Below are 22,286 nucleotides of genomic sequence, written 5' to 3' on the forward strand. Positions count from 1 at the left end.
TTTATGAGTGTCGTCGTGGCCCGCGCGCCGCTGGTTCAAGTGCGTGAACTGAGCAAAACCTTCGGCTCGAACCGCGCACTGGATCGCGTCAGCCTGCAGATTCATCCCGCCGAAGTGGTGGCGTTGCTCGGTGCCAACGGTGCCGGCAAATCGACGCTGGTGAAGATTCTCGCCGGCAGCCAGCGCGCCGATGACGGCGAGATTTACATCGACGGCCAGCCCCGGCAATTCAGTTCGCCGCTGTCGGCACGCCGGGTCGGGATTGTCGCGGTGCATCAGCAGATCAACGAGGGCATTGCGCCCGGTTTGAGCGTGGCGGAAAACCTGCTGCTCGATGAGTTGTGCAAGCCTGACGCGGACTTCTGGCTCAATCGCAAACGCTTGCTGGAACGCGCCGCGAGTATCGCCGCCGGGCTGGGCCTGGAATTGCCGCTGGAGCAGCCGATTGAACACCTTGGCCTGGCCGAACGGCAGTTGGTGGTGCTGGCGCGGGCCTTTGCCCTGCAGCCGCGTCTGCTGATTCTTGATGAGCCGACCGCCGCCTTGTCGGATGCCGAGGCGCAGCGGCTGTTCGGGTTGATCGATACCCTGCGCAGCCGGGGCGTGGCGATTCTGTACATCTCCCATCGCTTGTCCGATCTGCAACGGGTGGCGGATCGCGCCATTGTCCTGCGCGATGGTCGACTGGCCGGGGAATTCAGCGCACGGCAGTTGCCGGAAGCGGTGCACGCCATGCTCGGGCAGGCGCTGGACGGGCATGTCTACACGCCCGGCAGCGTGGGCCGAAAAGTCCTTGGTGTGCGCGGTTTGCAGATTTTGCCGAGCTCCAGTCGTTTCGATTTCGACCTGCACCAAGGCGAAGTGGTGGTGCTGACCGGGCTGCTCGGCGCTGGCAAAAGCGAGATCGCCGAAGTGCTGTTCGGCTTGCGTAAAGCCGTGGCTGGCAGCCTGCAACTGGACGGCATGGACTGGCTGCCGGGTTCGCCAAGGGCGGCGATTCGCAGCGGTGTGTTTCTCGCAGCGGAGGATCGCGCCAGTCAATCGTTGGTGCCCGACTTTTCCCTGCGCCGCACCCTGACGCTGCCGTTTCTGCAGCGCTTCACCCGTGCCGGGTTCATTCGCAACCGCGCCGAAGCCGCAGCGGTCGAGGCGCAAGTCGCGGCGCTGGGGATCAAGACCGCCGGCATCGAGGTGCCGATGAGCGCGCTGTCCGGCGGCAATCAACAGAAAGTTGTGCTGGGTCGCTGGCTGCTCGGGGACGGGCGGGTGCTGATTCTCGATGAACCGTTTCAGGGTGTCGACGTGCGCGCCCGTCGCGAGATCGGCCAGTTGCTGCGCGACAGTGCCGGCGGCCGCGCGACCCTGGTGATCTGCGCCGATGTCGATGAAACCCTGGAAATCGCCGACCGCATTCTGTTGGTGCGCGATCACGCGGTGGTCGCCGAATACCCGCGCGCCGGTCTTGAACGCGCGACCCTGGTCGCTGCGCTGGCCGGCAGCGACGCTAGCGAAAATCCCTTTCATGCCACGCCAAGGAGCAGAGCGAGTGCCTGATTCGAGTTCATTGTTGTCTGCCGCTACGGCACCCGCCGAGCGCCTGCTGCAAGCGCTGATCCGCTACGGCCTGTTGTGGCTGCTGGCGCTGATCGTGGTGTTTTTCAGTGTCGCGGAGCCGGCGTTTTGGCGCGTCGGCAATCTGTTCAGCATCTTGCAGTCGGTGTCGATCGTCGCACTGCTGGCCCTTGGCGTGACCCTGACCATGGCGGTCGGCGGGCTTGATCTGTCGATTGGTGCGGTGGCGGCGATGAGCCTGATGATCGCCAGTTACGTGATGGTGGTGCTCGGTTGGGGCGCGGTGCCGGCGGTGCTGATCAGTCTGGCCGGTGGCGCACTGGTCGGGCTGCTCAATGGCTGGCTGATCGTCAAGCTGCGGGTGCCGGACATTCTCGCGACGCTGGGCAGCATGTTTCTGGTGATCGGCGTGCAACTGATTCCCACGGGCGGACGCTCGATTGCGGTGGGCATGACCTTGCCCAGTGGCGTGGAAACCGAAGGCACGTTCAGTACGGCGTTTCTCGCCCTCGGCCGCGGACGCTTGTGGGACGTGGTGCCGGTGCCGGTGTTGATCACTGCGTTGGTGGCGCTGGCGGTGTGGCTGTTTCTTGAGCGCACGCGCATCGGCCGGTTGTTTTATGCGATTGGCGGCAACGAGCAGGCAGCGCGATTGGCAGGCGCGCCAGTGCAGCGCTTCAAGTTGCTCGCTTACGTACTGTCGGCATTGCTCGCTTCGCTTGGCGGGTTGCTGTTGGCGGCACGCCTGGGTCGGGGTGATGTCAGCTCCGGCAACGGTCTGGTGCTCGACGCCCTCGGCGCGGCGCTGATCGGTTTTGCCGTGCTCGGGGCGAAGAAGCCCAATGCCTTCGGCACGTTGGTCGGCGCACTGCTGGTGGCGTCGCTGCTCAATGGCCTGACCATGCTCAACGCGCCGTATTACGCGCAGGATTTCGTCAAGGGACTGGTGCTGGTGCTGGCCCTGATGTTCACCTTCGGCCTCGCGCATCGGGCGCGCTGAGCCGGTTCATTTGTCGCTGCAAGGAAGATGTATGCACGGTTCAATCAAGCAGTTCGCACGCCATTGCCTCGCCGGCGCGGTGCTCTCGGCATTGGCTTTGAGTGCTCAGGCCAAGGCATTGCCAGGTGCTCCGGCGCCGTTCGATAAAGGTCAGGTGCAGATCGCGCTGGTCGGCTATCTGTTTTCCGGGGACTTTCCCGAGGCGTACCTGCGCGGGGTGGAGAAACAGACCGAGGCGCTGGGGGCCAATCTGCGGGTGTTCGATGCGCGGCAGCAGGCAGCGAGTCAGGGCGAGATGATCGATCAGGCGATCGACCTCGGCGTAGACGGGATCATCGTGCAACTGGGCCTGGCGGAAACCCTCAAGGGACCGATTGACCGGGCGATCGCCAAAGGCATCAAGGTGGTGGCGTTCGACGTTGACCTGAACAGCCCGCAGGTGACCCAGGTCGAGCAGGATCACCATGCACTGGCGCGACTGGCGCTGGATCAGGCGGTGAAGGACAACGGCACGCGGTTCGATGCCGGTTATGTGTACATCAGCGGCTTCACGCCGATGGAGCGCCGCGACGAGATCTGGGGTCAGGTGAAAAAGGCCAATCCGGGCATCATCGAGAAGGCGCGTTTCGGCACGCTCAACCCGCCGATTGCCAACTCGGTGGCGGATCAGGCCAGCGCGGTGTTGCGCGCCAATCCGGATATCAGCGTGATCTTCGCGCCGTTCGACGAGTTTGCCAAAGGCGCGAAGATCGCCGTCGACGAGGCCGGTCTGGGGCGCAAGGTGAAGATCTACAGCGCCGACATCTCCACCGCCGACATTCAGATCATGAAAGAACCTGACAGCGCCTGGGCGGCGACCGCCGCGGTCAATCCGCAAGTGGCGGGGGCGATCAGCGTGCGCAGTCTGGCGATGTTGATTGCCGGCGAAAATCCGGGACATCAGGTGTTGGTGCCACCGACCCTGATCACCCGTCAGCAATTGCTCGATCTGGACGTGAAAAACGTCCGCGACCTGGCGCAGAAACTCCCGGCGTTCGGTGATACCGCCAACGTGGCGCGGGCCGAGTGGATTCCTGTGGCGAACTAAATGCAGCCGTTATCACCGGGTGATGCGCTGTATGCGCGGCAGGCATCCTGACGCGCTTGGGAGTGAATATGCACAACAAAGCCATGCGCTTGCGCAACAGCCGCGCACCCAAGGCTGATCCGGCGCTCGGTCAACGCTTGCCGCCGGGGCAGGTGTTGACGGAGCGCTTCCCGATCCTCCACGAAGGCACGGTGCCGGAGTATGAGTTGGCAACCTGGTCACTGCGCCTGTTCGGCAAGGTCGGACGTGTCGTCGAGTTGAGTTTTGCTGACCTGCAAAGGTTGCCGCAGCGCGAGCTGCAATGTGACATTCATTGCGTGACACGCTGGTCGAAGTTCGACACGCAGTGGAGCGGGGTGCATCTGCAGGATCTGCTGAGCGAGTTCGGGATCCAGCCCGCTTCACGTTTTGTCATGGCCCACGCCGATCACGATTACCAGACCAACCTGTTGCTGGACGACCTGCTGCACCCGGACAGCCTGCTCGCCACCCATTACGCCGGCCAACCCTTGACCGCCCAGCACGGCTGGCCACTGCGGCTGGTGGTCGCCGGGCGCTACTTCTGGAAGAGCGCCAAATGGCTGCGCGGTCTGGAGTTTGTCGACGAAGAACAACCCGGTTTCTGGGAGCGCAACGGCTTTCACCTGCACGCCGACCCGTTTGCGGAACAACGCTTCAGTGCGCAGGCCCTGGACATCGCCGCGGATGCCTGGCTGGAAAAGGAATTCGACTAAAGGTTTGCGCATGTTTGCAGTCAACATCTCGGGTGACTGGACTGGCCCCTTCGCGAGCAAGCCCGCTCCCACATTGGATCTGCGGTGGATGAAAGCAATGTATTCACCCCGATCAACCTGTAGGAGTGAGCCTGCTCGCGATGGGGCCCGGACATTCAACTGCTTCGGTGGCTGATATACCGCTATCGCGAGCAGGCTCACTCCTACATTGGATCTGTGATGGATGATAACTATGCGTTTACCCCGATCAACCTGTAGGAGTGAGCCTGCTCGCGATGGGGCCCGGACATTCAACTAATTTGGTGGCTGATACACCGCTATCGCGAGCAGACTCACTCCTACATTGGATCTGTGGTGGATGAGAAGTCAGTGTTCACCCAGTCAGACCTGTGGGAGCGGGCTTGCTCGCGAAGGGGCCAGCCCAGTCGATATTTTCGGTGACTGAACGATAGCTATCGCGAGCAGGCTCACTCCTACAAAAGATCTTTGTCTGATCTCGAATTAGTTGGTGTTAGTTACGGCTTCAGTGTTTGTCCAGCAACACTTGTGTTGGACTAAATACAATTATTCAACCCGATCTAACCTAAGTGTTATTGGTTCTTTTACGGCAAACCTCTGCCCGTCTAGCATCGGTGTTCAAGGGGAAATAACTAACTTTGGGGATTCTGCGCTTAACCAACTCAATACGTTTAACCAGCCTTCACCACCTTCCTGCTTTCTAAAACTACAGCAGACATTGCCGTGCATTGATTGCCGAACCTTTATTGTCGGCAACGGCCGGGTATTAGCTGCGATAAAGGATCTGTCCCATGTATCAGCGTTCCCGTTCATTACTGGCCATCGCGGTTGTCGGTGCGATCTGGCAAGTTCCGGCGCAAGCCGAAGACACTTCCACGCGCGTTAACGATGACACACGGCTGGGTACCGTGCTGGTCACCGGCACCCGTGGCACTGCTCGCACGGTGCTGGATTCTCCGGTGCCGGTTGACATATTGACTGCCACCGACCTCAAGTCCACCGGCGCGGCCGACGGTGAGCTGGGTCAGGCGCTGCAAACGTTGCTGCCATCGTTCAGCATGCCGCGTCAGTCCAACTCCGGTGGCGCCGACCACGTGCGCGCCGCACAGCTGCGCGGCATGAGCCCGGATCAGGTGCTGGTGCTGGTCAACGGCAAGCGTCGTCACACTTCAGCGGTGGTCAACGACTCGTCGAAAATCGGTCGCGGTACGGCGCCGGTGGACTTCAACTCGATCCCCATCAGCGCGATCAAACGCATCGAAGTGCTGCGCGACGGCGCCGGTGCGCAGTACGGTTCCGATGCGATTGCCGGGGTGATCAACATCATCCTCGACGACGCGCCCGAGGGCGGGGAAGTGTCCACCAGCTACGGCGCGTTTCACACCCATCAGGACGCCATCGGCAGAACCACCACCGACGGCCAGAACAGCGTGACCACGGCCAAGATCGGCACGCGTCTGGGTGAAGAGGGCGGGTTCATTCGTGGCGGCACCGAGTACAAAAATCGCAACCCGACCAACCGCGCCGGTTTCGATGGCTTTGCCGATACCCCCGACCAGCGCAATTACGTGATGGGCGACGGCCTGGCGCGGGACGTCAACCTGTGGTTCAACAGCGAACTGCCGCTGGCCGGCGGCAAAGCCTACAGCTTCGGCACTTACAACCAGCGCCACACCACCGGCGCCGAATTCTATCGCTACCCCTACGAGCAGCCGCAGTTCTATCCCAACGGCTACCTGCCGCAGTCGCTGGGCGACAACAAGGACGTCTCTGCCACCGCCGGTTTCAAAGGCATGATCGGCGAAGACTGGGACTTCGACAGCAGCCTTACCCATGGCCGTAACCGCTTCGACGGATCCACCCGCCGCACCCTTAACGTCAGCCTCGGCGAGGACTCGCCGACGAAATTCGACACCGGCGATTACGAGCTGCGCCAGACCACCACCAACCTCGATTTCAGCCGCGAGCTGCGCCTCGGTGGACGCTCGTTCGTGCTGGCGCTGGGTGGTGAATACCGTTACGAAAACTACCTGACCTACGCGGGTGACGAGGCCTCCTACATTGGCTCCGGCGCTGACGGTGCCAACGGTCTGCGCCCCAGCGAAGAGTCGGACCTGGACCGCAATGTGTTCGCGACTTACGCCGAGTTGTCGGGCGATCTCACCGAGCGCTTCTTCGTCGACGCCGCCACGCGTTGGGAACATTACGATGATGCCGGCAGCAAACTCACCGGCAAGCTCAGCGGTCGCTACAAACTGACCGAGCAGTGGGCGCTGCGCGGTGCGGTGTCGAACAACTTCCGCGCGCCATCGCTGGCGCAGAGCGGTTTCCAGAACACCACCAGCAACTTCGGCGAAGGCGGCACGCTCACCGATATTCGTGTGCTCTCGGTCAACGACCCGATCGCCCGCGCGCTGGGGGCCGAGAAGCTCGATCCGGAAACCTCGAAGAACTTCAGCTTGGGGCTAACCTTCCAGCTCAACGAACGCTTCGACGCTTCGCTCGATGTGTTCCGCATCGACGTCAAGGACCGCATCACCCTGTCGCAGCGCATCGGCAGCGACGCCATGGAGCAATACATCAACGACAACTTCGGCGTGGCCGGGGGTGCATGATGTGAACTTCTTCACCAACGCCGCCGACACCAGCACCCATGGCGCCGAACTGGTGCTCAACTACCATCAGCCGCTGTACGAAGGGCAACTGGGCCTGACCACCGCGTACACCTACAACCACACCAAAGTCACCAACACCAAAGGCACACCCTCGCAACTGACGGCGTTGGGTATCGGCAACGATGCACTGGTCGGTGTCGAAGAAACCAACACCCTGACCGACGCTGCGCCCAAGGATCGTTTCGTGTTTTCCGCCAACTGGGCCAGCGAACACTGGGGCCTGCTCGGGCGTCTGACCCGTCAGGGCGAGACCACCCGGGTGTTCGATTTCGGCGACTCGCAACCGGAGCAGACCTATGGCGCGGTGTGGCAACTGGATGCCGAGGTGACCTACAAATTCACCCCGAAATTCAGCGTCGCCCTGGGCGGCAACAACCTCACCGACAACTACCCGGAGCGCTCCGGCTCGGCGATCAATTACGGCGGCAACCTGCCGTATGACGTGCTGTCGCCGATCGGCACCAACGGCGCGTACTACTACGCCAGCGCCACCTACGGCTTCTGAGCCGATCCGCCACGGATGGCGGACTTTTTGCGGAACTCTCCATGAATCACTCCAACGGCCCCAAGCGCCATCTGCCGGTGCTGCAGGCGTTGCTGATCACGCTGGGCATGGTGATCACCACCGACATCCTGAAAACCGCGCCAACCGTGGCGCTGAACGTCGGGCCTGCCTGGTTCTACTGGGTCTGGGTGCTCGGCGGCCTGGCGTCGATGGCCGGGGCGTTGTGCTTTGCCGAAATGGCCGCGGCATTTCCACATCCTGGCGGCGACTATCACTTTCTGCGCACGGCCTATGGCGAGCGCATGGGTTTCCTGTTCGCCTGGTCGCGCTTTTCGGTGATGCACACCGGCTGGATCGCCTTGTCGGCGTTCATGTTTGCCGATTACGTCAATGCCGTGGTGCCGCTCGGTCGATACGGCTCGGGGCTGTTTGCCGGCGGGGTGATCGCCGCGCTGGTGCTGCTCAATCTCACTGGCAAGCACATCGGTTTCATCACTCAGACCTTGCTGGTGGGCTTGTTGGCGCTGGGCTTTCTGAGCATCGCCAGCGCCGGGGTGTGGCTGGCGTGGCAGGGGGTTGAAGCAGCGCCAGCGAGCGTTTCGGTTGCGCCGGAAAACACCGGTATGGCCGGGTTTTCGGCGGCGATGATTTTTGTGTTTCTGGCGTTTGGCGGCTGGAGCGATGCGGCCACATTATCGGCGGAAGTGCGCGATGGGCGGCGAGGGATTTTCATCGCCATGCTCGGTGCGCTGACGCTGCTGATGGCGATTTATCTGGCGCTTAACTGGGCGTTTGTGCGAGGCCTGGGATTCGCCGGACTGGCGGCGAGCAATGCACCGGCGGTGGAACTGTTGAACCGTGCATTCGGTGCGCCGGGAGTGCTGCTGATTCTGCTGATGGTGGGCATCGCGGCCATCGCTACGATCAACTCGACCTTGCTGGTCGGCGCCCGCACCACCTATGCCGCTGCTCGCGATGTGCCGCAGTTGCGTCGTTTTGGCGAGTGGCACGAACGCGACGGCGTGCCGCGCAAGGCCTTGCTGGCGGAGGGCGCGGTGGCATTGTTGCTGGTGCTGTTCGGCAGTTTCACCCAGAGCGGCTTCAACACCATGGTCGAGTACCTGACCCCGGTGTACTGGCTATTTCTGAGCTTCAGCAGCCTGGCGTTGATCATCCTGCGCCGGCGTTTCCCTGAGGTGCCGAGGCCGGTGAGGGTGCCGTGGTATCCGCTGTTGCCGCTGCTGTTTTTCGGGCTGTGCCTGTACATGCTCTATTCGAGCGTGACGGTGGTGGGGTGGGGCGCGTTTCTGGGGATTGGCGTGTTGGTGGTCGGTGCGCTGCTGCTGGTGGGATTGAGCCGCCTAGCGTCGACGCCTCGGCAAGCTCTCGGACAGATGAACGATTAGAACGATACGTCGGCCGGTTGCGACAGACGCAGCACCGACAGATCCCCGGTAATGCGTTTGTACGCCAGTCGAATTGCCTCGATGTTGCCGGCGTTCTGCGGATTGTTCTCGTGCAGGATCACGATCACTTTGGTACTCAGCCGCTCCGGCTCCTTCGCCCCATGATCACGCCACTGCCCATAGGCATCGAACACGGTGAAACCGTCGGGAAACCGCGACGTCACTTCCTTGTCGAGAAACTCACGCCAGCGCGCCGGGCTGACCGCGCCTTCCTTGCCATCCACGGTGCCCACCGAGAAGTACAGCTCGGTGCGGATCCACTGTGCCTGTGCCGGACGCGTGGCATCACCTTGCAGGGTCGAACTGGCAGGGTCTTTGGTGTGCACCGAAACAGCAGGAGGATTGGCGCACCCGGCGACAGCGACAAACAGTGCAGCCAGTAACAGGCGTCTTTGCATGGAATATCCCTTTTTATGAGTTAGTGCAGACGCGCAATTATAAGGGGCGGGGTTAATAGCCATAAAAGATTAAAAAGTGGTTTTTTGGTTGATTAATGGAATAAGAAACCAACGAGTCCTGGATGCTCAATGTACCGCCGCCTTCGCGGGCAAGCCCGGCTCCCACAGGTTTTGTGGTGTACACAAATCCGCTGATCGAAACATCTCCCCTGTGGGAGCTGGCTTGCCAGCGAAAGCGGTGTGTCAGGCAATGAAGATGCGGGATGTACCGCCACCATCTCGGGCAAGCCCGGCTCCCACAGGTTGTGTGGTGTGCTCACGGTTGGTGATCAGCACAGATCCAATGTGGGAGCTGGCTTGCCAGCGAAAGCGGTGTGTCAGGCAATGAAGGTGCTGGATGTACCGCCGCCTTCGCGGGCAAGCCCGGCTCCCACAGGTTGTGTGGTGTGCTCACGGTTGGTGATCAGTACAGATCCAATGTGGGAGCTGGCTTGCCAGCGAAAGCGGTGTGTCAGGCAATGAAGGTGCGGGATGTACCGCCACCATCGCGGGCAAGCCCGGCTCCCACAGGTTGTGTGGTGTGCTGATCGACGCTGAGAAACGCCATCTGCAAATAGGTCGCTCAGCGCCCCTCATGCTGCTTGCGATAAGCCCCCGGTTGCACCCCCACCGACTTGGCGAACGCTCGGGTAAATGCGGCGATCGACTGATAGCCCACGGCCGCGCACACCTGTTCCACCGTGTGATTGGCCCGCAGCAACTGGCAGGCATGCCGAATGCGCAACGCCAGCAGCACTTGCCCCGGCGATTGCCCGGCCAGTTCGTTGAAGCGTTTGAAAAACGCCGAGCGCGACAGGCCGATACTCGCCGCCATGCTCTCCAGCGACCACGGCAATTGCGGTTGTTCGATCAACTGGTCCAGCAACGGCGCGAACTGCGGATTGCGCGCCAAAGCCACGAGGCCGCCGAGGCTCTGGTTGTCGGCCATCTGTTGGCGCAACACATACAAAAACAGCAGATGACTCAAGCGTTCGAGCAGCGCCGAGGAGGGCGCCGGCAAGCGTTCGCACTCTTGCAGGATCAACTCGAACAAGGCTCGCGCCGCGCTCGAAGAAGGGTCGCCCGCGCGCAGGATGATCCAGTCCGGCAGGCCTTCGATGATCAGCGACGACAGCCCGGACTTGAAATGAAAGAACCCGCAGACCAGCCCGACGCCATCCTGTGCCTGACTGTCGAGCGCGGTCATGGCCCTGCGCGGCAGCGTTTGGGCGAGGGCCGGCTCTTCGGCGCTGGAGAGGCGGTAGTTCAGATCGCGCAGCAGAAACACCGCATCTCCGGTGTTCAGCGGAATTGGCTGCTCCTGCCCGTCAATGTGCAGCCAGCAACGCCCCTGCACGATCAAGTGAAAACTGGCGCGCGCCAGTCCGTGCGTACTTGCATGCCAGCCACCGCAATAGCGGCCGATGTGAAACAGGCTCGCATCGAGTTCGAGGCTTTCTAATAACCAATCAACCAGTGGGCTGGACGAAATCATCTAATGGAAACACTCAGGAGCAAGTAATCGCTACTTTAGAATATGGATCGAAATTTTTATAACCAACAGACTGGCCGGACACTCAACAGCAGGAGTCCACTCCATGTCGCGCCTTACTCTACACACCGTGCAAAGCGCTCCCGAAGCCGCCAAACCGTTTCTGGAAAATGCGCAGAAAAACTCCGGATTCATTCCGAACCTGCTGGCCGTGCTGGCCAATGCCCCGGCCGCGCTGGAAACCTACGTTACGGTATCGGCGCTCAATGGCAAGTCCGAACTCAGCCTCGCCGAGCGCGAAGTGGTGCAACTGATTGCGGCCACCCACCATGGTTGCGATTTCTGTGTCGCAGGTCATACCGCCGTCGCGCTGAATAAGGCAAAACTGCCGCCGGAAGTGGTCAGTGCGCTGCGTGAGAAAGCCACCGTGCCCGTGGAAAAACTGGAAACCCTGGCCGCGTTTGCCCGCGAAGTGATTGCCACCCGGGGCAAGGTCAGCGACCAGACCTTCAACCAGTTCAAGGCTGCCGGCTACACCGAAGGCAATGCGCTGGAAGTGATCCTCGGCATCAGCCTGGCGACCCTGTGCAACTTCGCCAACGTGTTCGCCGACACGCCGCTCAACCCCGAGCTGGCGCCGTATCGCGCGTAATCGGCCAGCGCTTCAGGCCGCATCGTCTATGGTTGATGCGGCTGCGTACAAGGAGAGAAACGACATGCTCAATCCGGCATTGATGCAATGGCTGGAACACAACGCCCAGGCCCTGGATGCGGGCGACGGCGATCCGCAACAGGTGCTGACGCAACTGGCGCAGGCCGGGGTGCTACGGGTCGGCATCAGCCCGGCGCTGGGCGGCAGCGGTGGCCACGTCAGTGATGCTGTGGAAACCCTGGCTGCCGTCGCCAGCCATTCATTGGCGGCGGCGTTTGTGTTCTGGGGCCAACGGGCCTTTATCGAATACCTGCTGCACAGCCCCAACACTGCGCTGAGGGAAAAACTGCTGCCGGCGTTGCTCAGCGGCGAACTGGCCGGCGCCACCGGTTTGTCTAACGCGATGAAATACCTGTCGGGCATCGAGGCACTGCAAGTGCGTGCCGCCAACACCGCAGACGGCTGGACCTTGAACGGGCGCCTGCACTGGGTGACCAATCTGCGCAAAAGCGGTTTCGTGGTGGCGGCGGCAATAGAGCACGAGGAGGGCGGTTCGCCGTTCGTGCTGGCGATCGCCGATGACGCTGCCGGCGTACAACGTTCCGCCGATCTGCAACTGATGGGGCTGCAATCGAGCAACACGGCTGCGATCGATTTCGCGCAAGTGGCGGTCGGACGCGAATGGCTGCTGCATGAAGATGCGCGCAAGTTTCTGCCAGCGGTGCGCCCGGCGTTCCTCGGCTTGCAGTGCGGCATGGCGATTGGTCTGGCGCGACGGGCGCTGGCCGAGGTCGAAGGACATTTGCAGGACGGCCGTTCGATTCTGCTGGAGCCGTTGCAGGAACAACGCGAGCAACTGGCGCAGAGCGTCGATGCGCTCAAGCAGGGTCTGCACGACGGACGTTTCCTGACCCAGCCGGGCGCCTTGTTCCAGATCCGCATCGCGCTGGCCGAATCCGCTGCCAACGCCGTGCAACTGGAACTGCAATCCAGCGGCGGCAAGGCTTATCTGACCGAGCACGGCAGCGGTTTCGCCCGGCGCTGGCGCGAGTCGGCGTTCGTGCCGATTGTCACTCCGAGCCTGGTGCAACTGCGCGCCGAATTGCAGCGGCAGAAACGGGAAGCGACGGCATGACGGCGCCGGTGCTGGAGGCGCAGGGCATCAGCCTCGGCTACCCGCGAGAGCAGGGCTGGCACACCGTGCTGGAGCACTTCGACCTGCAATTGCAGCCCGGTGAAGTGGTGACCATTCTCGGCCCCAGCGGTGTCGGCAAATCCAGTCTGCTGCGAGTGCTGGCCGGTTTGCAGACGCCGCAACAGGGGCGGGTGAGCCTGCTTGGCGAGCCGCTGACCGGCGCACATCCAAGGGTGGCGGTGGCGTTTCAGGACCCGAGCCTGTTGCCGTGGCTGACTTTGGAAAAGAACGTCGCCTTCGGTCTCGACTTCGCCCGCCAGCCGCATCTCACGGCCGAGCAGCGCAAGGCGCGGATCGACCACGCCATCGCTGCGGTCGGCCTCGAACACGCGCGGTTGCAGCACCCGATGCAGTTGTCCGGCGGCATGGCCCAACGCACCGCGTTGGCCCGCTGTCTGGCGCGGCAGCCGCAGGTGCTGTTGCTCGATGAACCGTTCGGCGCGCTGGATGAAATCACCCGCGCCGACATGCAGCAGTTGCTCCTGCAATTGATCGCCGAGCACCACACCGCTGCCGTGTTGATCACCCACGACATCGACGAAGCCCTGCTGCTTTCCGAGCGGATTCTGCTACTGGGTAACAGCCCGGCGCACATCCTCGGCGAGTGGCGCATCGACCTGCCTCAGCCGCGTGCCGAGCTGGTCGAGGAACTGGGCGCGCTGCGCATCGACATCCTCAAAACCCTTCGGCGGGCGAGCCGCAACCCCCTCACTCAACCTGTGCCCGCTACGTCGGAGATTGACCATGTGCCTGGACGACTTCACTCACACACGTCGTGACTTCCTCAAACTCAGCGCGCTGCTGACTGCCGGCGGTGCGTTGCCGCTGCTCAACAGCCTCAGCGCGCGCGCCGCTGCCGAGCCGAACGCGCCAGTGCGCATCGGTTATCTACCGATCACCGACGCCACGCCGTTGCTGGTCGCACACAACAATGGCCTGTTCGAGGCCGAAGGTATTCAGGCTGAACGCCCGGTGCTGCTGCGCAGTTGGGCGCAGGTGATCGAGGCGTTCATTTCCGGACAGGTCAACGTGATTCACCTGCTGTCGCCGATGACCGTGTGGGCGCGCTACGGCAGCAAGGTGCCGGCCAAGGTCGTGGCGTGGAACCACGTCGGCGGCTCGGGTCTGACCGTGGCGCCGGGCATCACCGAGGTCAAGCAACTCGGTGGGCAATCGGTGGCGATTCCGTTCTGGTACTCGATTCATAACGTGGTGGTGCAGCAACTGTTCCGCGACCACGGACTGGTGCCGGTGAGCAAGTCGGCGAGCGCCGCGCTGGCGCCGAACGAAGTCAATCTGCTGGTGCTGCCGCCGTCGGACATGCCGCCAGCCCTGGCGAGCAAACGCATCGCCGGCTACATCGTCGCCGAGCCGTTCAACGCCCTGGCCGAGGAACTCAAGGTCGGTCGGGTACAGCGCTTTACCGGCGACGTCTGGCGCAATCACGCCTGCTGCGTGGTGTTCATGCATGAGCAGGATCTGAACAACCGTCCCGAGTGGTCGCAGAAAGTGGTCAACGCCATCGTCAAGGCGCAGGTCTGGACCCGCGACAACCGCGCCGGGGCGGCGAAACTGCTGTCCAGGGACGGCGAAAATCGCTACACGCCGCACGCGCAACCGGTGCTCGACCGGGTGCTGTCGCCGGCCACTAGCGACCGCGAGCAGTATCTGGCCAGCGGGGCGATCCAGCACAGCCACTGGGATGAGCAGCGCATCGATTTTCAGCCGTACCCGTTCCCCAGCTACACCGAAGAACTGGTCAAACGTCTGAAGGACACGCTGATCGAGGGCGACAAGGGTTTCCTTGCCAACCTCGATCCGCAGCAAACCGCCCGGGATCTGGTAGACGATCGCTTCGTGCGTAATGCCATTGCTACAGTCGGCGGGATGAAGGCATTCGGATTACCGGAAAGCTTTGATCGCAGCGAGGAGTTCAGCCTCTGATGCGTCAGCGATCTTCTTCGGCCGTTCATGGTTTGTTGGGTGTGGCGGGGCTGTTGTGCCTGTTGCTGCTGTGGTGGCTGGGCGTACACGTGTTCGGCGGCAACGACAGCCTGGCGCTGCGCTTTTCACCCGAGGCGACCCTGGCGAGCCTCGGCGAACTGCTGCTGCGCCCGGAGCTGTACGAGCATGTGCTGGTCAGCCTGAAGCGGATTCTAGTCGGTCTGCTGCTGGCGCTGCTGATCGGCGTGCCACTGGGCTTGATGATCGGCAGCTACCGGCATCTGGAAGCGGCGACCACGCCGGCGTTTCAGTTTCTGCGGATGATTTCGCCGCTGTCGTGGATGCCGGTGGTGGTGATGCTGCTGGGCGTTGGCGATCAGCCGATCTACTTCCTGCTGACCTTAGCCGCCGTGTGGCCGATCCTGCTCAACACCGTGGCCGGCGTGCGCCAGCTCGACCCGCGCTGGCTGCAACTCAGCCGCAGCCTCAGCGCCACCCGCTGGGAAACCCTGCGCAAAGTGATCCTGCCCGGCGTACTCGGCCATGTGCTGACCGGAGTGCGGCTGTCGATCGGCATTCTGTGGATCGTGCTGGTGCCGTGCGAGATGCTCGGCGTCAGCGCCGGGTTGGGCTACTTCATCCTCGATACGCGTGATCGACTGGCGTATTCGGAACTGATGGCGATGGTACTGCTGATCGGCGTACTGGGCTTTGCCCTGGATGCGTTCGCGCGCTGGCTGCATCGGCGTTGGGCGCCGGCGTGAGGCTCATCGCGAACAGGCTCGTTCCCACAATGGATTAATGACAAGCATGCATTCCGTGTTTAGCGTAGAACCCCTTGTGGGAGCGAGCCTGCTCGCGAAGGCGGAGTGTCGGTTGTCGGAGATTTTGCCTGTGCCGGCGTCTTCGCGAGCAAGCCCGCTCCCACAATGGATCAATGGCAGGCATGCATTCTGTGTTTAGCGCAGAGCCCCTGTGGGAGCGAGCTTGCTCGCGAAAGCGGAGTGTCAGTCGCCGGAGGTTTTGCCTGTGCCGGCCTCTTCGCGAGCAAGCCCGCACCCACAACGGATCAATGGCAGGCATGCATTCCGTGTTCAGCGCAGAGCCCCTGTGGGAGCGAGCTTGCTCGCGAAAGCGGAGTGTCAGTCGCCGGAGGTTTTGCCTGTGCCGGCGTCTTCGCGAGCAAGCCCGCTCCCACAATGGATCAATGGCAGGCATGCATTCTGTGTTTAGCGCAGAGCCCCTGTGGGAGCGAGCTTGCTCGCGAAAGCGGAGTGTCAGTCGCCGGAGGTTTTGCCTGTGCCGGCCTCTTCGCGAGCAAGCCCGCACCCACAACGGATCAATGGCAGGCATGCATTCTGTGTTTAGCGCAGAGCCCATGTGGGAGCGGGCTTGCTCGCGAAAGTGGTGTGTCGGTTGTCGGAGATTTTGCCTGTGCCGGCGTCTTCGCGAGCAAGCCCGCTCCCACAATGGATTAATGACAGGCATACATTCCGTGTTTAACGCAGAGCCCGCTCCCACAGGGGGGCTGTTACGGGGCGGAGGCTGGTTTCGCCAGCGCAATCCCCGCATCCCCCAACCGCTTGAGAATTTCGAACAGCAAATCACTCTTGGTCCCGCCGACAATCCGTGGGCTGCCGACGTAGCCGGTCACCGTCAAGGTGATGCCATCCGGCGACAGCTTGCTGAAGCGCACGTACGACGCCGGTTTGTCGAGGATGTTTTCGTTTTCGTGGTAGGTGTTCAGCAGCAATTCCTTGACCTGTTCGGGGTCGATGTCCAGCGGGAACATCAGCTCCAGGCTTGCCACTCCCTGGGCGCTGCCGCCGAGGGTGACGTTGCGCAGGTTCTGCGAGATCAGTTGAGAGTTGGGCACGATCACGATGGAGCGGTCGCTGAGCTGGATTTCCGTGGCGCGCACGTTGATCCGGCGGATGTCGCCCTCGACGCCGCTGATGCTGATCAGGTCGCCGACCTTCACCGGGCGTTCGGTGAGCAGGATCAGCCCGGAGACGAAGTTCTTGACGATCTCCTGCAAGCCGAAACCGATCCCCACCGAGAGCGCACTGACGATCCACGCCAGATTGGTCCAGCGCACGCCCAGCGACGACAGCGTCAGGAGGATGACCGTGGCATAACCGATGTTGGAAAACAGCGTGCTCAACGACGCGCACATGCCCGGATCCATGTCGGTCTTGGGCAGGAATTCGTTGTCGAGCCAGCGGCGCAAAGCGCGGATCAGGTAGATGCCGATCAGCAGCGCCAGTACCGCATTGATCAGATGCGCCGGGACGATGTTCAGCTTGCGCAACCCGGCGCCGCCGAGAATGCCCATGACATTGGTGGTCAATTGTCCGAACGTGGTGCCGATGCCGCCGACGAACAGGGTGATCACCGCCAGCAACAGCAGCCCGGCACGGCTGGCACCGGACAGCACAATCGAAATCTGCTCCAGCCGCCGGTCGCCCATGCCCAGGGTCTGCTTGATGGTCTTGCCGGCGGAGTAGCGCGGCGAGAACAGGTATTCGCAGGCATCCTTGACCACCTGCACCAGCAAATAGAACCCGGCCAGCACGATATAGGCCCAGACCAATTCATAGGTGACGAAGCGGGCCAGCGACACGTAGCCGGTGAGCAAGGCCAGCGCCGACACGCACATGCACACCGTGGCAATGCTGTAGATCGCCCCGGCAAACGTGCTGCCGGCCTCCGGTTCATTGGCGGTGAGCAACGCCTTGCGCACTCTGCCGACGCGCAACAGCAGCGGCACCAGAATCACGATCACCACGATGGCAATTACGCCGCGCTGGGCGATCACGATCTGGCTGCTCATGCCGGTGGCGTTGCTGACCTGCACCAGCGTTACCAGCACCAGCAGAGTGGCAGCGAGAATCCTTGGATAGGGCCGCAACGCCAGCGCCACCGAGTCGGCCATCGCCGGCAGCCGCCATGAAGGATGCTGAGTCGACAGCAGCGCGCGGCTCAACGCGGTGATCAGGACGCAGGCGTAAACGGCTTTTTCAAACTCCTCGGAAAAAGTCTGCAGCATGGGCGTCAGTGGTTCGTGGCGGGTGCAGGCGTAGAACAGCAGATGCAGGGCGATGGCCGTGGTGCCAAGGGTCGCCAGCGCCGAAGCGAACGCCAGCGCGCTGCGGCGCAGGCGCCCCTCCGGCATGCGGTGGATGCACAACCAGGTCAGCCCGCGCTCGGCGAGTCGGCGGCCGACCGTCCAGAAAGCCAGCGCCAGCAGCATCAGCACACAGGTGAAAAACCGCTGGCCGGGCGCCCAGACCGTGGTCCAGGTGAGTTTCACCTGATTGATGAAAAAATTCAGGCGCTGACGATCATCCGGCTCTGGCGACACCAATGGCGACCAGAAGTCCGGGCTCAGGATGCTGTCGGTGCGCAGCGTCAGTTCGCTTTCGAGCAGTGTGCGGCGGATGCCGGCGATTTGCGTGATCAGCTCGGCGGCGCTTTGTTTGAGCGCGGCAAGGCTTTTGAGCGTGGCGTCGACCTTGTTTTTCTGCTCGCTGAGCTGCGCCCGTTGCGCGGCGATTTCCGCCTGTTCGGCGGCAATCTGCGTATCCGGCGCCGCGCCGAGCACCCCCAGTTGCACCGCCAGTTGTGCCTGCTGCGGCAACAGAGAAGCCGACAACCGATCGATGTCCAGAATGAACGTCTGTACCCGGTCTTGCGGGCCTTCGAGCTGGTTGTAGTTGTTGGCGGCGGAAATCTGCTGCTTCAGCCCATCGAGGCGCAGTTGCAGGGCTTGCAGATCACTTTGCGAGACCTCCACCAGCGGCGCCGCAGTAGTCGCCGAAGGCGCCGGCAAATCCGCCGCCCACAACGCCGAACTGCCCGCAGCGAGCAGCAGCGCGACAAAAAACAATGACTTCAATGTGTTGCGCATGAGAGGGGCCGGTTCTCGTTGATCACACCAGCTATGAGGTTAGGTGATCGAACCGGGCACGGCGGAAAATTTCAGGTGAGCAGGGTGGACCAGTGGATCGGCCGCGCCGTGCACACCCTCAGTCTCAGCTAAGTATTGGCTCGTATCTTCCCCCCAGCGCAAGTTCAGCGCTGGACAGGAGAGGCGATCCACACATGAATCCCGCTAAAGCCGGATGGCTTAACAAAGTCCCCGAAGTGACACTGGCCTTCTGGGTGATCAAGATTCTCTCGACGACCGTGGGTGAAACCGGCGCCGACTTTCTCGCCGTGGATGCCGGTTTCGGTGCTGGCTGGACCAGCATCGGCATGGCGCTGTTACTCGGGTGCGCGCTGTTCTTTCAAATGCGTAAAACCGCGTATACGCCCTGGATCTACTGGTTGACCGTGGTGCTGGTGAGCATCGTCGGCACGCAGATCACCGACATCATGACCGACATGCTCGACATCAGCCTGTACGTCAGCACTGCGGTGTTCTCGGTGTTGCTGGCCGTTAACTTCCTGATCTGGTTCACGATGGAGAACAACCTGTCGATCCGCGAAATCAACACGCCGCGGCGCGAGCTTTTTTACTGGTCCACTGTGCTCTGCACCTTTGCCCTGGGCACTGCCGCCGGGGACCTGGCAACCGAAGCGTTGGGGTTGGGCTTCACCGTCGGTGCAGTGATATTCGGCGCGCTGATCGCGGCGACGCTGTTGGCCTGGCGGATGGGGGCCAACGTGGTGCTGACCTTCTGGATCGCCTACATCCTCACCCGTCCGTTCGGCGCCTCTCTCGGTGACTTGCTGACTCAGGCCAAGACCTACGGTGGCCTGGGCATGGGCGCCGCCTGGACCAGTGCGATCTTCCTCAGCGTCATCGTGCTGCTGGTGGCGGTCGCGCAGATCAGCCTTGGCAATCGCAAAACCCTCACTCAATAAACGTTTGGATACCCATCAAGGAATCAATATGCACGCCTTCAAAACGGCTTTTCGCCACGTCGCGATCATCTCGTCTCTGGTGCTGCTCGGCAGCCTCGCCGGCTGCTCGAAACCCGCCGACAAGCCCGCTGCCGGCACGCCGACCAGCTCTTTGAGCGCGCCGCCGCAATCGGGCTCGAAGCTGGGTGACCTGAGCGAGTTCCGCAACATCGCCGCTGACGTCAGCACGCTGGTCGAGAAAAACGACCTGCTCGGCGCCAAGACCCGGATCAAGGATCTGGAGACCTCCTGGGACTCTGCCGAAGCCGGCATCAAGCCGCGTGCCGCTGCCGACTGGCATGTACTGGACAAGGCCATTGACCGCGCGCTGGATGCTCTGCGCGCCAACTCGCCGAAGCAGGCTGACTGCAAGGCGGCCATGGACGACCTGCTCAAGGCCTTCGATTCGATGAACGGCAAGCAGTGATCGCAGCGCTGAACCGGCGGCGGACAAACGTCGGTTCAAGTGCTTCAATACAGGCGCGATGGCAATGACCGTCGCGCCTTTTTCTGTCGGAGCGCTGCATGCGGATTCTGCTGGTCGAAGATGACCTGATGATTGGCGAAGCCATCGAGGCGGCGCTCAAGGAAGCGAGCTACGCCACCGACTGGGTGAAAAACGGCCTCACCGCGCTGGCGGCGCTGGACACCCAGACCTACGATCTGGTGTTGCTCGACCTCGGCCTGCCCGGCAAGGACGGGCTCGATGTGCTGGATGCCATTCGCGCGCGCAACAACCCCGTGCCGCTGCTGATTATCACCGCCCGCGATGGCCTCGATGACCGGCTGCGTGGCCTCGATGGCGGCGCGGATGACTTCCTGCTCAAACCGTTCGCCATGGCCGAGTTGCTGGCACGCATGCGAGCGGTATTGCGCCGTCGCGGCGGTTACGCCCAATCGTTGCTGGATAACGGCGAGGTGTCGCTGAACCTGATTTCGAAACAGGCCTCCACCGCGCAAGTCGCCGATGTGCAGCTTTCCAGCCGCGAGTTTGCGCTGTTGCAGGCGCTGTTGATTCGTCCGGGGGCGATTCTCTCGCGCAGCGAGCTTGAGGACCGGATTTACGGCTGGGGCAATGAAGTGGAAAGCAACGCGGTGGAGTTTTTGATCCATTCGCTGCGGCGCAAACTGGGCAACCATGTCATCAGGAATGTCAGGGGGATGGGATGGATGGTTTCAAAAGGCGTTTGAGCGACTCGGTGCAGTCACGGCTTTCCATCACGCTGTCTCTGGCGATTCTCATTGTCGCCTTGCTCGCCGGTGCATTCGCGTTCTTCTCGGCACTCGACGAAGCGCACGAAATGCAGGACGAAAGCCTGCGTCAGGTGGCGCTGCTGTTCGATCGGCAGCACATGACCCTGGGTTATCCCGCTGCCGGGCAGGTCGTTGGCGATGACGAAGACTCGCGGATCACCGTGCAATACCTGGCCGACAGCAGCAAAGCCGTCGGCACTGATGACGCGAGCATTCCGTTGCCCTTTCCCCTGACCCTGGCCGATGGTCTGGCGACGCTGAATATCGCCGGTGAACACTATCGTGTGCTGGTCAGAACCACCTCGGCAGGCGAACGCATTGCGGTCGCGCAGGAAGCCGATGTGCGCGACAAGGAAGCCCGGGAAAGCGCCTGGCGCAGCCTGCTGCCATTTCTGATTCTGTTTCCGGTGCTGCTGTTGGTGGTGGGGGATCTGGTGCGCAAGCTGTTTCGCCCGATCGCGACGCTCTCGGCGGAAATCGATCAGCGCGACCAACAGGCGCTGCATGCGATTGATGAACAGCACTTGCCGAGCGAAATCCGGCCCTTCGTCGTGGCGATCAATCGATTGCTGCGCCGCGTTGCGCAGGCGATGGAGGCGCAACGACGGTTTATCGCCGATGCCGCCCATGAACTGCGCTCGCCGATGACGGCGCTGTCGCTGCAGGCTGAGCGATTGGCCGCTACGCCCATGTCGGCTGACACCCGGCAGAACTTTCTGCCGCTGGCTCAGGGGATCGAGCGCAGTCGCAAGCTGATCGAGCAATTGCTCGCTCTGGCCGCCGCACAATCAATCGCGCAACGCGCCGAGGCCGCCGTGTCGGTGCATGCAGTGTTCCGCCGAGTGCTGGAAGACCTGCTGCCACTGGCAGAGAACAAAGACATCGATATCGGCGTGGAGAGCGTCGAGGATGTGCAGGTCGTCATCAGCGAACTGGATCTGATCATCCTGATCAAGAACCTGGTGGATAACGCCATCCGCTATACCCCGGCGGGCGGACGAGTCGACCTCAGCGTCGAACGGACGGAGCAGGGCGCGCGCATCGAAATCAAGGACTCGGGGCCGGGCATCCGCGCCGAAGAACAGGCGCTGGTGTTCGATCCGTTTTACCGCAGCCTGGGCACCGGCGAGGCCGGGTCCGGGTTGGGGCTGTCGATTGTCAGGGCGATCGCCGAACGGACGGGGATTCGGGTGGGTTTGAGTTTTGTCGATGAAGTGGGGCGGTGTGGCTTGCGTGTTTCGCTGTGGTTGAAAGATAGGTTGTGAGAGAACCCTGCATTTAAAAAAGCGACGGTGACAGGCATGCTATGGCTCACGCCAATGTTCGGACGTCAGGGATAGTCAGCTC

Annotated in this window: 17 protein-coding genes and 1 pseudogene; 15 read left to right on the forward strand and 3 right to left on the reverse strand. The window is 62.2% G+C overall.

Annotation, left to right across the window (positions count from 1 at the left end; all coding sequences use genetic code 11):
* Positions 1-3 precede the first annotated feature (3 nt).
* From E3Z29_RS14890 to E3Z29_RS14915, 6 genes and pseudogenes are all read left to right on the forward strand, one after another.
* Positions 4-1,554 carry a sugar ABC transporter ATP-binding protein gene (locus E3Z29_RS14890; RefSeq protein ID WP_134786137.1) on the forward strand — a complete coding sequence of 517 codons (1,551 nt, stop codon included), beginning with the start codon at positions 4-6 and terminating at the stop codon, positions 1,552-1,554.
* On the forward strand, positions 1,547-2,572 hold the full coding sequence (locus E3Z29_RS14895) for an ABC transporter permease (protein ID WP_098968320.1): 1,026 nt from the start codon (positions 1,547-1,549) through the stop codon (positions 2,570-2,572). Before E3Z29_RS14890 ends, E3Z29_RS14895 begins: the two co-directional genes overlap by 8 nt.
* 31 nt (positions 2,573-2,603) lie before the next feature.
* Entirely contained in the window at positions 2,604-3,659 is a 1,056-nt protein-coding gene (locus E3Z29_RS14900; protein WP_134786138.1) for a substrate-binding domain-containing protein, read from the forward strand.
* A gap of 68 nt (positions 3,660-3,727) precedes the next feature.
* On the forward strand, positions 3,728-4,393 hold the full coding sequence (locus tag E3Z29_RS14905) for a sulfite oxidase-like oxidoreductase (protein WP_003224252.1): 666 nt from the start codon (positions 3,728-3,730) through the stop codon (positions 4,391-4,393).
* An 809-nt stretch (positions 4,394-5,202) separates the two neighbouring features.
* Positions 5,203-7,591, forward strand: a pseudogene (locus E3Z29_RS14910) (TonB-dependent receptor plug domain-containing protein).
* Positions 7,592-7,632: 41 nt separating this feature from the next.
* Positions 7,633-8,997, forward strand: a complete 1,365-nt coding sequence (locus tag E3Z29_RS14915; protein ID WP_134786139.1) for an APC family permease — start codon at positions 7,633-7,635, stop codon at positions 8,995-8,997.
* On the opposite strand, the gene E3Z29_RS14920 is transcribed toward E3Z29_RS14915, so the two are convergent.
* Both E3Z29_RS14920 and E3Z29_RS14925 read right to left on the reverse strand, forming a co-directional pair.
* A complete protein-coding gene (locus tag E3Z29_RS14920; RefSeq protein ID WP_134786140.1) occupies positions 8,994-9,455 on the reverse strand; it encodes a DUF3574 domain-containing protein in 462 nt (153 codons plus the stop codon). The genes E3Z29_RS14915 and E3Z29_RS14920 overlap by 4 nt on opposite strands.
* Before the next feature lie 622 nt (positions 9,456-10,077).
* Positions 10,078-10,989 carry an AraC family transcriptional regulator gene (locus E3Z29_RS14925; protein ID WP_027614170.1) on the reverse strand — a complete coding sequence of 304 codons (912 nt, stop codon included), beginning with the start codon at positions 10,987-10,989 and terminating at the stop codon, positions 10,078-10,080.
* Between the two features lie 103 nt (positions 10,990-11,092).
* Here E3Z29_RS14925 and E3Z29_RS14930 point away from each other — a divergent pair, with 103 nt between their 5' ends.
* The 5 genes from E3Z29_RS14930 (at position 11,093) to E3Z29_RS14950 (ending at position 15,541) form a co-directional block, all read left to right on the forward strand.
* Entirely contained in the window at positions 11,093-11,638 is a 546-nt protein-coding gene (locus E3Z29_RS14930) for a carboxymuconolactone decarboxylase family protein (protein WP_003224264.1), read from the forward strand.
* A 64-nt stretch (positions 11,639-11,702) separates the two neighbouring features.
* Positions 11,703-12,773, forward strand: a complete 1,071-nt coding sequence (locus E3Z29_RS14935; protein ID WP_027614172.1) for an acyl-CoA dehydrogenase family protein — start codon at positions 11,703-11,705, stop codon at positions 12,771-12,773.
* Positions 12,770-13,612 carry an ABC transporter ATP-binding protein gene (locus E3Z29_RS14940; protein ID WP_134786141.1) on the forward strand — a complete coding sequence of 281 codons (843 nt, stop codon included), beginning with the start codon at positions 12,770-12,772 and terminating at the stop codon, positions 13,610-13,612. Before E3Z29_RS14935 ends, E3Z29_RS14940 begins: the two co-directional genes overlap by 4 nt.
* Positions 13,578-14,777 carry an ABC transporter substrate-binding protein gene (locus E3Z29_RS14945; protein WP_134786142.1) on the forward strand — a complete coding sequence of 400 codons (1,200 nt, stop codon included), beginning with the start codon at positions 13,578-13,580 and terminating at the stop codon, positions 14,775-14,777. Before E3Z29_RS14940 ends, E3Z29_RS14945 begins: the two co-directional genes overlap by 35 nt.
* The gene (locus tag E3Z29_RS14950) at positions 14,777-15,541 is read left to right on the forward strand and encodes an ABC transporter permease (RefSeq protein WP_134786143.1); all 765 of its coding nucleotides are present in this window, start codon (positions 14,777-14,779) and stop codon (positions 15,539-15,541) included. Before E3Z29_RS14945 ends, E3Z29_RS14950 begins: the two co-directional genes overlap by 1 nt.
* A gap of 767 nt (positions 15,542-16,308) precedes the next feature.
* Here E3Z29_RS14950 and E3Z29_RS14960 read toward each other — a convergent pair.
* Positions 16,309-18,687, reverse strand: a complete 2,379-nt coding sequence (locus E3Z29_RS14960) for a DUF3772 domain-containing protein (protein ID WP_134786145.1) — start codon at positions 18,685-18,687, stop codon at positions 16,309-16,311.
* 194 nt (positions 18,688-18,881) lie between these two features.
* Here E3Z29_RS14960 and E3Z29_RS14965 point away from each other — a divergent pair, with 194 nt between their 5' ends.
* From E3Z29_RS14965 to E3Z29_RS14980, 4 genes are all read left to right on the forward strand, one after another.
* Positions 18,882-19,646 carry a hypothetical protein gene (locus E3Z29_RS14965; RefSeq protein WP_098968329.1) on the forward strand — a complete coding sequence of 255 codons (765 nt, stop codon included), beginning with the start codon at positions 18,882-18,884 and terminating at the stop codon, positions 19,644-19,646.
* A 28-nt stretch (positions 19,647-19,674) separates the two neighbouring features.
* Positions 19,675-20,112: a hypothetical protein gene (locus E3Z29_RS14970; protein WP_098968330.1), complete on the forward strand. Its 438-nt coding sequence runs from the start codon at positions 19,675-19,677 to the stop codon at positions 20,110-20,112.
* Between the two features lie 98 nt (positions 20,113-20,210).
* Positions 20,211-20,876, forward strand: a complete 666-nt coding sequence (locus E3Z29_RS14975) for a response regulator (protein WP_134786146.1) — start codon at positions 20,211-20,213, stop codon at positions 20,874-20,876.
* Positions 20,852-22,204, forward strand: coding sequence for an ATP-binding protein (locus tag E3Z29_RS14980; protein WP_134786147.1), 1,353 nt, complete (start codon positions 20,852-20,854; stop codon positions 22,202-22,204). Before E3Z29_RS14975 ends, E3Z29_RS14980 begins: the two co-directional genes overlap by 25 nt.
* Positions 22,205-22,286: the final 82 nt, after the last annotated feature.

This window comes from Pseudomonas sp. S150, assembly GCF_004526365.1.
Lineage (GTDB): Bacteria > Pseudomonadota > Gammaproteobacteria > Pseudomonadales > Pseudomonadaceae > Aquipseudomonas > Aquipseudomonas putida_A.

Coding starts and splice junctions, on each gene's coding strand:
- E3Z29_RS14890 (WP_134786137.1), top strand. CDS start 4: ATGAGTGTCGTCGTGGCCCGCGCGCCGCTGGTTCAAGTGCGTGAACTG.
- E3Z29_RS14900 (WP_134786138.1), top strand. CDS start 2,604: ATGCACGGTTCAATCAAGCAGTTCGCACGCCATTGCCTCGCCGGCGCG.
- E3Z29_RS14905 (WP_003224252.1), top strand. CDS start 3,728: ATGCACAACAAAGCCATGCGCTTGCGCAACAGCCGCGCACCCAAGGCT.
- E3Z29_RS14915 (WP_134786139.1), top strand. CDS start 7,633: ATGAATCACTCCAACGGCCCCAAGCGCCATCTGCCGGTGCTGCAGGCG.
- E3Z29_RS14920 (WP_134786140.1), bottom strand. CDS start 9,455: ATGCAAAGACGCCTGTTACTGGCTGCACTGTTTGTCGCTGTCGCCGGG.
- E3Z29_RS14925 (WP_027614170.1), bottom strand. CDS start 10,989: ATGATTTCGTCCAGCCCACTGGTTGATTGGTTATTAGAAAGCCTCGAA.
- E3Z29_RS14930 (WP_003224264.1), top strand. CDS start 11,093: ATGTCGCGCCTTACTCTACACACCGTGCAAAGCGCTCCCGAAGCCGCC.
- E3Z29_RS14935 (WP_027614172.1), top strand. CDS start 11,703: ATGCTCAATCCGGCATTGATGCAATGGCTGGAACACAACGCCCAGGCC.
- E3Z29_RS14940 (WP_134786141.1), top strand. CDS start 12,770: ATGACGGCGCCGGTGCTGGAGGCGCAGGGCATCAGCCTCGGCTACCCG.
- E3Z29_RS14945 (WP_134786142.1), top strand. CDS start 13,578: ATGTGCCTGGACGACTTCACTCACACACGTCGTGACTTCCTCAAACTC.
- E3Z29_RS14950 (WP_134786143.1), top strand. CDS start 14,777: ATGCGTCAGCGATCTTCTTCGGCCGTTCATGGTTTGTTGGGTGTGGCG.
- E3Z29_RS14960 (WP_134786145.1), bottom strand. CDS start 18,687: ATGCGCAACACATTGAAGTCATTGTTTTTTGTCGCGCTGCTGCTCGCT.
- E3Z29_RS14965 (WP_098968329.1), top strand. CDS start 18,882: ATGAATCCCGCTAAAGCCGGATGGCTTAACAAAGTCCCCGAAGTGACA.
- E3Z29_RS14970 (WP_098968330.1), top strand. CDS start 19,675: ATGCACGCCTTCAAAACGGCTTTTCGCCACGTCGCGATCATCTCGTCT.
- E3Z29_RS14975 (WP_134786146.1), top strand. CDS start 20,211: ATGCGGATTCTGCTGGTCGAAGATGACCTGATGATTGGCGAAGCCATC.
- E3Z29_RS14980 (WP_134786147.1), top strand. CDS start 20,852: ATGGATGGTTTCAAAAGGCGTTTGAGCGACTCGGTGCAGTCACGGCTT.